The following is a 12,268-nucleotide window of genomic DNA, read 5'->3' as shown; positions in this document are numbered from 1 at the left end:
GAGAAGAGGCCATCGCGCGCCTCGTCCCCGAAGGCCACCCCCACACGCGCCACCGAACCGCCCACGCGCACTACCGAACCGCCCACGCGCACAACGTCGCCCCAGCCGACCACCACAAGCGGCCAGGCGGACGACCTCGACTCACGGCCGCCCTCATTGCAGCCGGTTCTGCTCCTCGGCATCCTCCTCCCTGCCGTGGCGGCGATCTGCTACCCGTTCCGGCACCGCCTGTACGCCGTTGCGGGGGTCTCCCCGTTCTCCACCGGCGGAGCCGCCGGTCCCCCGCGGCCTCGTCTCGGCAGCGGCCCCGCGCTCGATCCGTTCGCCGCTCCAGCCATCGGCCTGACCGGCTCGGGCGCTGCCGCCACCGCGCGGATACTGGCCCTCACGGCTCTCGACGAACACAGCGAGAATTCACTCGTGGTCATCCCCCGCCCCGACACCATCTCGCTGTTCGGCCTCGCCGAGGACGAACTCCTCGACGACGACATCGCCGCCCTCTTCATCCCGGGCAATCTCGATGCCGCCCTGGCATATCTCGAAACCGAACTCGCCATCCGCCAAAGCACCGGGGTGACCCAGGCCCGGCGTCTCCTTCTGGTGGCCGACCCAGAAGGCGAGACCGACAGAATCAAAGCCCTCCTCGACAACCACCCCGGTAGCGTCTTCGTGATACTGCTCGGCCCTTGGACCGGCGACCGGGCCGCCATCGACGCCGAGGGGCTGGTCGACGCCCCTCCGAACGTGGCGGCTCCCCTACCCGAACGTCTCCCCACGATGTCCCGCACCGAGGCCCGCGACCGCCTCCTCGCATCCCTGGCCCGCCAAACACAAGTCCAACGGCCCGCCTCCAAACGCCGCTCCACCCACCGCCGCCCGTAGAACCTCCCAAACCCAGAGCCGGCGCCCACGCCACCGCCGAGACAGCCCGCTCGGCACGCAAGCGAATCTCGCGGCACCGGGACACCGACGGTGTGCTCGCCTTCTCCACGCCTCCGCCGGGCCGTCGCACCCAGGGCAGCTCATCCTGGTCCGCCACGTCCGCGATGAGCAGCGGAGACAGCCCGGAGAACTCCGGCTTCACAAGATCGTTGATCTTCTACGACCGACCGTGATACCGCGAACCAGAGCGTCGCCACCGGATATGCGACAGAGCCAACAACTGAACACCTTCGAGCCGGAGGCTGGAGGGGCCTCGGCCGTCGGGAGTAGATCCCTCGCCTCAGGGGCGCTTCGAGTCTGATGGCTAAGCTCAGCACTCATGCAGACCACGGGTCGCCGTCAGGTGGCGGAGCGTAGGCGCGAGACCCTGGAACGGCTCGGTACCGAGCGGGATGTATGGGTGTCGACCGCACATCCTGCTCACGGCCCGCACCAGGTGCCGCTGTGGTTCTTATGGGACGGGCGAGCGGTGTGGATGTGCACCGGCGACACTTCCGCGACGGCGCGGAACGTCCGCGAAGATCCGCGAGTGCGCCTGGCGCTACCGGATACCTTCGACGTGGTGCTTCTCCAGGGTGAGGCAGAGTGCTTCCCGGACCAGGATGTGCCCGGAGAAGCGGCGGAGGCCTTCGCCGCCAAGTTCGGTTGGGATCCGCGTGCGGAGGAGGGTTCCTTTCTTTATGTGCGTGTGGTGCCGACGAGTGTGCGCGCTTGGCGCGGCGAGCCGGAACTACGCGGCAGAGTCATCATGCGTGACGGGACATGGCTTGAATAGCGGCCGCCCCTGCCTGATGCCCTCTCCCCCCTCCAGCAAGACCACGAGCTGCGGCGGAAGTACTAGGACGGGCCCTTTTCGTGGTCGGTCATCTCGGTTCTCACGGAGGTTAAGGCGCGGATCGCTCGGCTCAGAGGGGCGATGTCGGGCGGGAGGTCCGCGTCGCGATCCACGTAGGCGCCGCAGCGGCGCAGCCAGCCGCGTATGGCGTCTTCGACCTTCGCTTCGGCGCGTCGTGTTCTGGCGACGGCCATCTCGCGTTGCTCGTCGGCGATCTGGCGCACCAGGGTCTCGTCCGCTCTGAGGGCGTGGACGTCGGCGAGCGCGTATCGGCCGAGGCGGTCCGTGGTGAGTCCGCGCTCGCCGGCGATCCGGTCGAACGTCCGGCGCGGCCAGTTGAGGATGGTCGCCGCACCCCCGGAGTCGACGGTGTCGATCAGCGGGCCCTTACGCGCGGAGACGACCGACCGCACGCAGCCTGTGTCGAGCCGGTCCAGGTCGCCCAGGAGGTAGACCGGATGCCCGCGGAAGCTGCTGATGACGGTGAGGTCTCCCTGGGCCACCAGCACCTCGGCGTCCCGGCGTTCGACGTCCAGCCCCACCCGCGCGGCCAGCCTGGCGGCGGCCCTGGCGGAGCCGACCGGGGGATCGTCGCCGAATCTGGCGATGACCCGTTCGCCGTGCCCCTTGACCTCCTCGGCGAGTTTCGCCGACCACCGTTCTCCGTCGAGGTCCGGTCCGGGGAGGATCCCGTGCTCCAGGCCGAGGCGCATCTGCCACCGGGTGAGCCCGAGATGCCCGGCGAACCGGTGGGCGCCATAATGGCCACGAGTGATCTGAACAGGCATTGCCGCGCCTTTCTTGCCGCGTTGGGACGTTGACGTGACACAGCCTCGCGGACGGGGGGCGCCGGGAATAGCAGAACCTGATTCTGTGGATAAGTCGGGGATCTTAATCGGGCGATTCGCGACAATCGGGTTTCACGGGTCGAGCGCGGGGCGAGGACGTGCCAGGCTGAGGAGATGAGCGCGATACAGCGGCTGGGGCTCGGCCTCGCCGCATTGGGGCGGCCGGCGTACATCAACGTGGGCAGCGCGGACGAACTGCCGCCTGACCGGAGCGTGGAGGCGATGCGCGAGGCGACCTGGAATGTCCTCGACGTCGCGTACGCGGCGGGAATCCGCTGGGTGGACACCGCGCGGTCCTACGGCAGGGCGGAGGAATTCCTCGGTGGCTGGCTCTCGGCACGTGCACCGGACGGTGTGACGGTATCGAGCAAGTGGGGATACGCCTACGTCGGTGATTGGAAGACCGATGCGCCCGTGCACGAGGTCAAGCAGCATGACCTCGAGCGTTACCGAGCCCAGCATGAGGAGACGCGCAGCCTGCTCAACGGGCATCTGTCCGTCTACCAGGTGCATTCGCTGACCGAGGACAGCCCGCTGTTCCACGACGTGGGGCTACAGGAGGCCCTCGCAGAGTCGGCCGCGGATGGCGTCCAGGTGGGCTTCTCCACGTCCGGCCCGAGACAGCCCGAGACGATTCGCCGTGCCATGGAGCTGGAAGTCTCCGGGCAGCGGCTGTTCAGCACCGTCCAGTCGACGTGGAACATTCTCGAGACCTCCGCCGAAGAGGCCTTGCGGGAAGCGCACGATGCGGGGCTGCGCGTACTGGTCAAGGAAGTGCTGGCCAACGGGCGGCTCGCCGTCCAACCGCCCACGGGCGCTCGCACCGTCGCGTCCGAGAGAAGGATCCGTCCAGATGCGCTGGCCCTTGCGGCGGCGTTGAGCCGGCCGTGGGCGACCATCGTCCTCCTGGGTGCGGTCAGTGCGACGCAACTGGTGGCCAACCTGGCCGCGACGGAGGTCGACCTTGATGAGGCCGAACTGGAGTCGCTGTCCGGTCTGAGCGTTCCTCCCGAGAGCTACTGGGCCGACCGGAGCGCACTCCCCTGGACGTGAGGGCGCGGGTCGGACGGAACGCCCGGATCATGGGACGATTGAGCGCGCCCCCCCCATGATCGGACCCCCGTGCCCATGCAGTCAGACCTTCCACAGATGATCGGCCCGTACCGCGTGGTCGCCCGGCTCGGTTCAGGCGGCATGGGCGAGGTGTTCCTCGGGGCGTCGCAGAGCAGACGGCTGGTCGCCGTCAAGGTCATCCGCCCGGAGCTTCTCGACGATCCCAAGTGGAGGACGAGGTTCCGCCGTGAGGTGACCTCCGCGCAGTCGGTCAGCGGCTTCTACACCGCTCCCGTCGTGGACGCCGATCCGGACGCGGACCAGCCATGGCTGGCGACGCAGTACATCCGCGGTGTGAGTCTCTCCAAGGTCGTCCAGGAGAAGGGACCGCTGCGGGAGCAAGCCGCGTGCCGGCTGGGAGCCGGGCTGGCCGAGGCTCTGATCGCGATCCACCGGGCCGGGATCGTTCACAGGGACTTGAAACCGTCGAACGTCCTGCTCGCCTCCGATGGACCGAGAGTCATCGATTTCGGAATCGCGCGGCCGCTGGACGCGCTCCCCTTGTCCCGTACGGAGATCCTGGGAACGCCCGCCTACATGTCGCCGGAACAAGCCCTCGGTGATCCCGTCCACCCGGAGAGCGACCTGTTCTCCCTGGGCTCGACCCTTGTGTACGCGGCGACCGGTTCGGCGCCCTTCGGAACCGACCACAAGGTGCGCGGGCGCATCGTCCACGGCGAACCCGACCTCTCCCTGCTGCCCGCCCCGATGCTCGGGCTGGTGGCACGCTGCCTGGTCAAGGACCCTGGCGAACGTCCTACGCCGGAGCAGGTCCTCATCGCCCTGTCGACCCTGCTGGACGCCCACTACGGCGAGGAATGGCCGCCCATCGACGTCGAGCAACTGATCGGCGTCCAGGAACAGACGCTGGTCGAGATCACAGCCGAGCTGCCCACCCTGCGCGAAGCGCCTCCCTAGGACGGCCGCCCGGGGAGCACACCGCGTCCAGCCGGCTGCCAGGTCCACGGGGTGCCGGTGGTTCGGGCGGCGCTGACGGCGAGACGTCCGCGCGTGACGGCGAGGGGCGCCGGATGGGCGCATGTGATCACGTGGATACGATGATGCACGGGAAGAGCGGAACGTCTACGCAGGTGTGGACGCAGTTGGGAGTGAGCGTATATGTCGGATTTCGAGCTCAGCCACGCGGGCGGCCGGATGCCCCTTGAAGTGACGGAGTCGACGGAGGGCCCCTCCGGCCTGGGCGTGGAGAGCCTCCTCAAGGAGACGGGTCACGTAACGCTCGATCCCGGTTTCACCAACACGGCGTCCACCACATCGGCGATCACCTACATCGACGGTGAGGCGGGCATCCTCCGCTACCGCGGTTATCCCATCGAGGAGCTCGCGGAAAAATCGTCCTTCCTCGAGGTCGCCTACTTGCTGATCCATGGCGAGTTGCCCACGCCCGACCAGCTGGCCGACTTCACCGACAGCGTCCGCAACCACACGCTGCTGGACGAGAAGTTCCGCGCGTTCTTCTCCGCCTTCCCTCGCCAGGCGCATCCCATGGCGGTGCTGTCTTCGGCCGTCAGCGCACTGTCGACGTTCTACCAGGACAGCCTCGACCCCTTCGATCCCGACCAGGTCAACCAGTCCAGTATCCGGCTCATCGCTAAACTGCCGACCCTCGCGGCGTACGCGTACAAGAGCTCCACCGGTCAGCCGCTCCTCTACCCCGACAATTCGCTCGGGTACGTGGAGAACTTCCTCCGGATGACGTTCGGCCTTCCCACGCAGCCGTACGAGATCGACCCCGAGATCATGCGCGTGCTGGACATGCTGTTCATCCTGCACGCCGACCATGAGCAGAACTGTTCCACCTCGACCGTGCGTCTCGTGGGGTCCAGCCAGGCGAACCTCTTCTCGTCCGTGGCGGCGGGTGTCGACGCTCTGTTCGGCCCGCTGCACGGTGGCGCCAACCAGGCCGTCCTGGAGATGCTGGAAGGGATCCACGAGGACGGCGACGACATCGACGCGTTCGTCCGGCGCGTCAAGAACAAGGAGCCCGGTGTCAAGCTGATGGGCTTCGGGCACCGCGTCTACCGCAACTACGACCCGCGCGCCGCGGTCGTGAAGAAGGCCACGGGCAAGGTCCTCGACGCGCTGGGCAAGTCCGACCCGCTGCTCGACCTGGCCATGCGCCTGGAAGAGGTCGCACTGAGCGACGACTACTTCGTCGAGCGGAAGCTCTACCCGAACGTGGACTTCTACACCGGGGTCATCTACAAGGCGATGGGCTTCCCGACGAACATGTTCACCGTCCTGTTCGCGCTCGGACGCCTGCCCGGGTGGATCGCCCAGTGGCGGGAGATGCTGAACGACCCGTCCACCAAGATCGGCCGTCCTCGCCAGGTGTACGTGGGACCGGCCGAGCGCCGCTTTGTGGAGCCGTCCGCCCGCTGACAGCGGCCGCACCTCGCGCATCCCTTTCTGGGAGGCGGCGCTTTATCGCCATATGCCCAATAGCGGGCGGGTCTCCGTGCCCGCCCGCTATGAGCGTTGATCTGACCAGAAAAGACATTCGCCGCATTCCTCGACCCGTTATCCACAGAATTCCATTCTGTTCCTGTCGCCTGACCGCCTCCTCGAAGCTGGACACCACGAACCCCCAGGGCCCGAGGAGGCCGCCATGCCCGTCACGATCACGGTTCCCGAGGAGACGACCACCGGCTTCGTCATCGCCGCCGACAAGGACCCCGGCGACCTCGCGTCGGCGGTCCGGCAACGGCTTCCCGCCTCGTTCGCGGCCGCGGTGTCGATGTGCCTGGGCACGCCGCGCCTGATCACGGCCTGCCATCCCGCCGCGGACTCGCCGTGGGACCTGAGCGAGGTGACGGGCGCCGACGGTGACGACGTGGAGAGGGCCCGGCAGGCCACACGGCACATCGGTGTCACGACCGTCCTGCCGGTGGGCGACCTCCCCTCGGGGCCGCATCTCGCGCGCGCCGCCGCCAGGGCGATCGCCGAATCGCTGTGCGGCGTGCCCGTGGACCTGGCTCTGAACGAGGTCCTGCCCGTCGTCCCCTTCGGACGCTTCGAGGAGTTCGTCCTCGCCGACAACTGGATCGGTGCGTCCCTGCCGCCCTTCCGGGATTCCGGCCGCTGTCCTGCCGAGGAGGACTCCATCGACGGCTGCGCGTGCGTCCGGCTCACCACCCGCGGACTGAGCCGCTTCGGCCTGCCCGAAGTGGAGATCGCCGACGTCGCCTGCCCGCACGACCTGGCCGCGCTCAACGTCCTCCGTACGACCGCGCAGCGCCTGCTCCCGCTGGGCAGGCACCCGGGCGAGCACACCCTGCCCGCCGAACTCATGCTGACGGGCATCGACTTCGCCGCATACTGGGGACACCGCGACCCGATGTGGGACGACGGCCCCGTACCGGTGCGCCTGACCCAGGTCACTCCCCACCGCCTGGGCATCCGGCCGCCGGCCGGGTTCCCGGGCACGCTCAACGAGTGGCTCTGGGACGACCTCCCGCCCATCCTGCACGAACTGCTCAGCTGCGAACCCGACCACGCCGCACCCGCCTGACCGGAGAGCGCGTGAGCCGGCGGCCCGGCGGCGGACGGCCTCCACGTCGACGCGGCGGCACGCGCCGCTCGGGACTCCCGACGTGCGGACGGGCAGGGGGATGCGCCACCGCATTGACGCGCTCCCCGGCCAGAAGGCCGGGGATTCGGCCTGTGCCGCGCCGTTGCAGGTGCGGTCACTTCCGTGGCTTCCTGCTTCTACGGGCTGTGCCCAGGGACGAGCCGGGGTCTTATCTGCCCTCCATCAGGCGTTTAAGGTCTCCGCCTCCCCGGGCGCCCGGGGTTTCCGTCCGGCGGCGACCGGTAGGGCATCACGTGGTGATGCGGCGCCCTTCGTCCAGGATGTTGCGTGCGGCGTTGACGTCCCGGTCGTGCCCGGTCCCGCACCGCCCGCATGCCCATTCGCGGACGTGCAGGGGTTTGGGGCCGTCGCGGTGTCCGCAGTGCGAGCAGATCTGCGAGGACGGGAACGCCCGGTCGACCCGCGCGAACGTCCGCCCGTACCGGGCGGTCTTGTACTCCAGCATGCTCACGAACGCCGACCAGCCCGCGTCGTGCACCGATGCGGCAAACCGGGTGCGCGCCAGTCCCTTCACGCACAGGTCCTCGACATAGACCGCTTGGTTGTCGCGGACGAGCGTCGTGGACAGCTGGTGGTGGAACTCGCGGCGCGCGTCGCCGACCCTGGCGTGGGCGCGAGCGAGGCTCAGGCGGGCCTTGCCGCGGTTGTTCGAACCCTTCTGCTTGCGCGACAGCGCCTTTGGGGCCTTGCGGAGCTTTTTCTCGGCGCGGCGCAGGAACCGCGGGGAGGTGATCTTGCGGCCGTCGGAGGTGACGGCGAAGTGCTCCAGCCCCAGGTCGATTCCGACCTCGGCCGTCGTACCGGGCGGGTCTTGCGCCTGGCCGGTCTCCACGACGAACGACGCGAAGAAGCGCCCGGCGGCGTCCTTGATCACGGTCACGGTGGAGGGCGCCGAGGGCAGCCGCCGTGACCACTTCACCTTCACCTCGCCGACCTTCGGCAACGCAAGTGGCCCGCCTTCGGTGATCTGCCAGCGGGCGTTGGCGGTGAACCGGATCGACTGCCGGGCGTCCTTGCGGGACTTGAACCGGGGCGCTCCCATGCGGGGGCGTTTGCCGGCCAGGCCGTCGAAGAAGTTGCGGTAGGCGGCCTCCAGGTCCCGCAGCGACTGCTGCAGCACCACCGCCGACACCTCCGCCAGCCACGCGCGCTCGGGCGTCTTCTTCGCCTCGGTCATGGCCGCCGACAGTTCGGCGGCTTTGGGGAACGGCAGCCCTTGTTCGCGGGCGTCCTGTCGCGCCCGCAATGCGTCGTTGTAGACCACGCGCGAGCACCCGAACGCCCGCGCCAGGTTCTGCTGCTGGCCGCGGGTCGGGTAGAGCCGGAACTGGTATCGGAGCTGCACCCGGGAAACCTAGCATTGGTCTATGGTCGAGTATGGGGATATCAGGACAGGCAGGCATTGTGTTTTCATGCTGCATGCGCATTTGGTCTTCGTGACCAAGCTCCGGCATGGGGTCTTCACAGGACCGCACCTGGAGCGGCTGGAGGAGATCATGCGGGCAGTGTGCGGCGACTTCGAGGTCGAGCTGGCCGAATTCAACGGCGAGGGCGACCATGTGCACCTGCTGGTCAACTTCCCGCCCAAGGTCGCGCTGTCCAAGCTGGTCAACAGCCTCAAGGGGGTCTCCTCCCGGCGGATGCGCCAGGAGTTCCCGGAACTGGCCCGCCACTACTGGCGGGCGAACAAGCTGTGGTCGGCCTCCTACTTCGCCGGGACGGTCGGCGGCGCCCCGATCAGCGTCCTGCGGCAGTACATCGAGCAGCAGAACCGGCGGGCCTGAGACCGGCGGACGCCGGATCGCCCCCGGGGGCGATCCGGCTATCCCTGTCCCGCTCCGCGGGAAGGCCGGCCTCACCCCCGCCCTTAAGGGCGGAGCCCTGCCGGCGAAAGCCGGTAGCGTCGGGCGGCATGGAGAGCGATCGAGCGCCCGGGGCGCTGGCGAAGGTGCTGGCGGACGTCGCGGCCGAACGTGAGGCCCAGGACCGGATGTGGGGACAGCAGGAGTTCCCTGACGGGAGCGGTCCGGAGTTCGCCGAGCGCGCGGAGGGGGCGAAGCGGGAATGCGCCACCGCCTGGTCACAGGGGCGGCTGACGTGGCGGCACATCCTGGCGGAGGAGTTCTTCGAGGCCCTCGCCGAATCCGATCCGGGCCGTCTGCGGACGGAACTGGTCCAGACGGCGGCGGTCGCGGTGAAGTGGATCCAGTCCCTCGACCGGCGGAACGGTGCGGCGGTGCACACGGTCAAGGAGGACGGCGGACGCACCGAGAAGCTCGTCCGGGATCGGATACCCGAGATCGTCCGAGCCACCGGACGGGAGCCGGAGACCCGCGTCGCGGGTCCGGAGGAGCACGGCGCGTTGCTGCGCGCGAAGCTCTACGAGGAGGCCGGGGAGTATGCCGCGGGCGGAGATCCCGCGGAGCTGTCCGATCTGCTGGAGGTCGTCCACGCCCTCGCGGCATCCCACGGAATCACGCCGCGTGAACTGGAGGAGCAGCGTTCCGCCAAGGCCGCCGAGCGTGGCGGCTTCTCGAGCCACCTCGTCCTCCGCCTGCCGGACTGAACCGCCTGCCGGACTGAACTGCGGAGCGGAGCGGTCAGGAGGTGATCGAGGGGCGAGGAAAGCAGCGCAGGAAGCGGGCGACGAGATCGCCGTCGCCTTCCAGACGAGCGTTCCCGACTCCAGAGCCTCCGGCAACGGACGGCCGCCGAACATGAGGTTCCTGAACGTCGCGGCACCGGTGGCCACGATGATACGAGCAACTCCTAATCTAGGAGTACTGAACGGCGGAAGCCGCCGAAGATCGACCCCCATGACCGCACAGGACGGTGAGCATGGCCACCTATGTACTCATTCCCGGAGCCGGCGGCCAGGCCTGGTACTGGCACCGCCTCGTCCCGGAACTGCAAGGTCAGGGCCACGACGCCGTGGCCGTCGACCTTCCGGCCGGCGACGACTCGGCCGGCCTCCGCAGGTATGCCGACACGGTCGTGGAGGCGATCGGCGGCCGGACGGGCGTCATCCTGGTGGCGCAGTCCATGGGAGGCTTCACCGCCCCGCTCGTCTGCGAACGCGTACCGGTGGACCTGCTCGTCATGCTCAACGCCATGGTCCCGATCCCCGGCGAGTCGGGCGGCGCCTGGTGGGAGAACACCGGCCAGGCACAGGCCATGGCGGACCAGGCGGCCCGCGAGGGAAGAACCGTCTCGGTGGATTTCGACCCCAAGGAAGCCTTCTTCCATGACGTCCCACCGGATGTCACGGCTGAGGCGTTCTCCCGGCCAGAGCCGCCCCAGTCGGCGACCCCGTTCGCGGAGCCGTGGCCGCTCGACGCGTGGCCGAGCACCCCGACGGTCTTTCTGCAGGGACGACATGACCGCTTCTTCCCGCTCGAGTTCCAGCGCAGGGTGGTCCGCGAACGCCTCGGCATCCCGGTCGACGACATGCCGGGCGGGCACCTGGTCGCCCTCAGCCGGCCCAAGGAACTCGCAGCACGCCTGGAGGCCCACCGGATCCGCACGGCTTCCCTCTAGCTCCGGCACGACAGAGACGCGGCGGTCACGACTCCGAGGACGCGACCGCTTCGACCACGGCGACGCAGTAGCCGGTCGTGCCGAGCGTCTCCGTGCGGACCGGTTCCACGCCGCGCGTCCCGGCGGTCTTGGATCAGCCGTACCGTCGCAGGCGGCGCTCGATGGCTCTCGTCAGAGAACGGATGCCCGCGATGGACCGTCGCCGGTGCCGTGTCGGCTGAAGCCAGCGCGCCGTCAGGTGAGGACGGGCCGCAAGCCCGGTGCGGCGCCGCTCTGCCCCCAAGCAGGAGAGAGACCGCGAAGCGCACTCCCGCGCCTTCCGCAAGGCGCATTCAGGTGGGTTTCGTGCGGCGGCGGTGGGCCTTCTGGCGGCAGGACGCGCTGCAGAACCGAGCTGGACGGCCGGTGGTGGCTGGGACGAGGGACGTCGCGCAGACCTCGCAGCGAGTTTCGTTACGAACTCCAGTTTCGTCGTGTTTCGTTACAGGTCGCAGGGCGTCACAGGCCAGGGCGGTCATGCGGCCGGGGCGCCCCGATGGACGGCGGAGGCGCTCCATGAGCATGCAGCCGACCAGGAGCGTCCGGACCTCCTGGACGGTCACGTCAGGACGTACCGCCTCGGCGGCCTGAGCACGGCGGAGCAGGACTTCGAGGACGCGGGTGAATCCGCTCGCTCAAGAGCTTGGGGTACGAGGACGCCGCCCTGGCCGGCGGCGGTTCCGACGAGGTCATCGACGCCTGCTTCGTCTGGGGCGACGAATCGGCCATCCGCACAAGGATCCAGAACCACCTGGACGCGGGAGCCGACCACGTGAGCGTCTCGGTGCTGAGCCCGGACCTGGAATCGTCCGCCGACCGGTTCGAACGCCTCGCGCCCGCCCTCCTCTGACTCCGCGCCGGCGGTGCGGTGGGCGAGGGCAGGCAGCGCGCGCCCGCCCTCATCTACCCCTGCTGACAGAAGCCGGGAACGTCCAGGGTGCGGCCGGGCCGCGCGCCCTCCCTCCTATGATCCTGCCGCGCCCTGGGAAGCGGCCGCCGAGACTCGCGGCTCCGACCAGGGCAACCTGCCCCGGCCAGGGGCGCCGCGGGCGGGCTGTGGCGCGTCGGCCGAGGCCGTCTCCGGCGCGGGGGGCCGCCTCGGCGGAGGATGGACGTCAGCGAGGGCGGACCAGGCCGGTTTCGTAGGCGGCGATGACGAGCTGGGCGCGGTCGCGGGCGTGGAGTTTGGCGAGCAGGTGGCCGATGTGGGTCTTCACCGTCGCGGGGCTCAGGTGCAGGTGTTCGGCGAGTTCGGCGTTGGACAGGCCGCGGGCGATGAGGGTGAGGACCTCGCGTTCGCGGTCGGTCACGCCGTCCAGGCCGGGCGGCGGGGGCTGGGCG

General features: G+C 69.3%; 13 protein-coding genes. 10 read left to right on the top strand and 3 right to left on the bottom strand.

Going from position 1 to position 12,268, the window contains the following annotated elements:
- The first annotated feature begins 195 nt into the window (after positions 1-195).
- Entirely contained in the window at positions 196-882 is a 687-nt protein-coding gene (locus E1281_RS30200) for a hypothetical protein (protein WP_131883122.1), read from the top strand.
- 379 nt (positions 883-1,261) lie between these two features.
- Complete coding sequence (locus tag E1281_RS30195; protein WP_131883121.1) at positions 1,262-1,717, top strand: pyridoxamine 5'-phosphate oxidase family protein; 456 nt, start codon at positions 1,262-1,264, stop codon at positions 1,715-1,717.
- Between the two features lie 62 nt (positions 1,718-1,779).
- Here the strand turns inward: E1281_RS30195 and E1281_RS30190 are convergent, their stop codons facing one another.
- Positions 1,780-2,565 (bottom strand): hypothetical protein, encoded by a 786-nt coding sequence (locus E1281_RS30190; RefSeq protein WP_131883120.1) that lies wholly within the window; start codon positions 2,563-2,565, stop codon positions 1,780-1,782.
- Positions 2,566-2,739: 174 nt separating this feature from the next.
- Here E1281_RS30190 and E1281_RS30185 point away from each other — a divergent pair, with 174 nt between their 5' ends.
- From E1281_RS30185 to E1281_RS30170, 4 genes are all read left to right on the top strand, one after another.
- Positions 2,740-3,678: an aldo/keto reductase gene (locus E1281_RS30185; RefSeq protein ID WP_131883119.1), complete on the top strand. Its 939-nt coding sequence runs from the start codon at positions 2,740-2,742 to the stop codon at positions 3,676-3,678.
- 96 nt (positions 3,679-3,774) lie between these two features.
- Positions 3,775-4,656: a serine/threonine-protein kinase gene (locus E1281_RS30180; RefSeq protein ID WP_165959171.1), complete on the top strand. Its 882-nt coding sequence runs from the start codon at positions 3,775-3,777 to the stop codon at positions 4,654-4,656.
- Between the two features lie 201 nt (positions 4,657-4,857).
- Complete coding sequence (locus E1281_RS30175) at positions 4,858-6,141, top strand: citrate synthase (protein WP_131883117.1); 1,284 nt, start codon at positions 4,858-4,860, stop codon at positions 6,139-6,141.
- Between the two features lie 226 nt (positions 6,142-6,367).
- Positions 6,368-7,270, top strand: coding sequence for a hypothetical protein (locus E1281_RS30170; RefSeq protein WP_131883116.1), 903 nt, complete (start codon positions 6,368-6,370; stop codon positions 7,268-7,270).
- A gap of 310 nt (positions 7,271-7,580) precedes the next feature.
- On the opposite strand, the gene E1281_RS30165 is transcribed toward E1281_RS30170, so the two are convergent.
- Positions 7,581-8,696 (bottom strand): RNA-guided endonuclease TnpB family protein, encoded by a 1,116-nt coding sequence (locus tag E1281_RS30165; protein WP_131883115.1) that lies wholly within the window; start codon positions 8,694-8,696, stop codon positions 7,581-7,583.
- A 22-nt stretch (positions 8,697-8,718) separates the two neighbouring features.
- Between E1281_RS30165 and tnpA the strand changes: the two genes are divergently transcribed.
- The 4 genes from tnpA (at position 8,719) to E1281_RS30140 (ending at position 11,777) form a co-directional block, all read left to right on the top strand.
- Positions 8,719-9,135, top strand: coding sequence for an IS200/IS605 family transposase (tnpA, locus tag E1281_RS30160; RefSeq protein ID WP_131883114.1), 417 nt, complete (start codon positions 8,719-8,721; stop codon positions 9,133-9,135).
- Positions 9,136-9,263: 128 nt separating this feature from the next.
- The gene (locus E1281_RS42215) at positions 9,264-9,917 is read left to right on the top strand and encodes a nucleoside triphosphate pyrophosphohydrolase (protein ID WP_243717574.1); all 654 of its coding nucleotides are present in this window, start codon (positions 9,264-9,266) and stop codon (positions 9,915-9,917) included.
- Between the two features lie 272 nt (positions 9,918-10,189).
- Positions 10,190-10,888 carry an alpha/beta hydrolase gene (locus tag E1281_RS30145; RefSeq protein WP_131883113.1) on the top strand — a complete coding sequence of 233 codons (699 nt, stop codon included), beginning with the start codon at positions 10,190-10,192 and terminating at the stop codon, positions 10,886-10,888.
- Positions 10,889-11,570: 682 nt separating this feature from the next.
- A complete protein-coding gene (locus tag E1281_RS30140) occupies positions 11,571-11,777 on the top strand; it encodes a hypothetical protein (protein ID WP_131883112.1) in 207 nt (68 codons plus the stop codon).
- A gap of 265 nt (positions 11,778-12,042) precedes the next feature.
- On the opposite strand, the gene E1281_RS30135 is transcribed toward E1281_RS30140, so the two are convergent.
- Positions 12,043-12,268: helix-turn-helix transcriptional regulator (locus tag E1281_RS30135; protein WP_131883111.1), on the bottom strand; the 226-nt coding region annotated here is incomplete at its 5' end.

This window comes from Actinomadura sp. KC345, assembly GCF_004348515.1.
GTDB lineage: Bacteria > Actinomycetota > Actinomycetes > Streptosporangiales > Streptosporangiaceae > Spirillospora.
The sequence above is the reverse complement of the archived record's forward strand: the minus strand, read 5'-3'. Positions and strand labels throughout refer to the sequence as shown.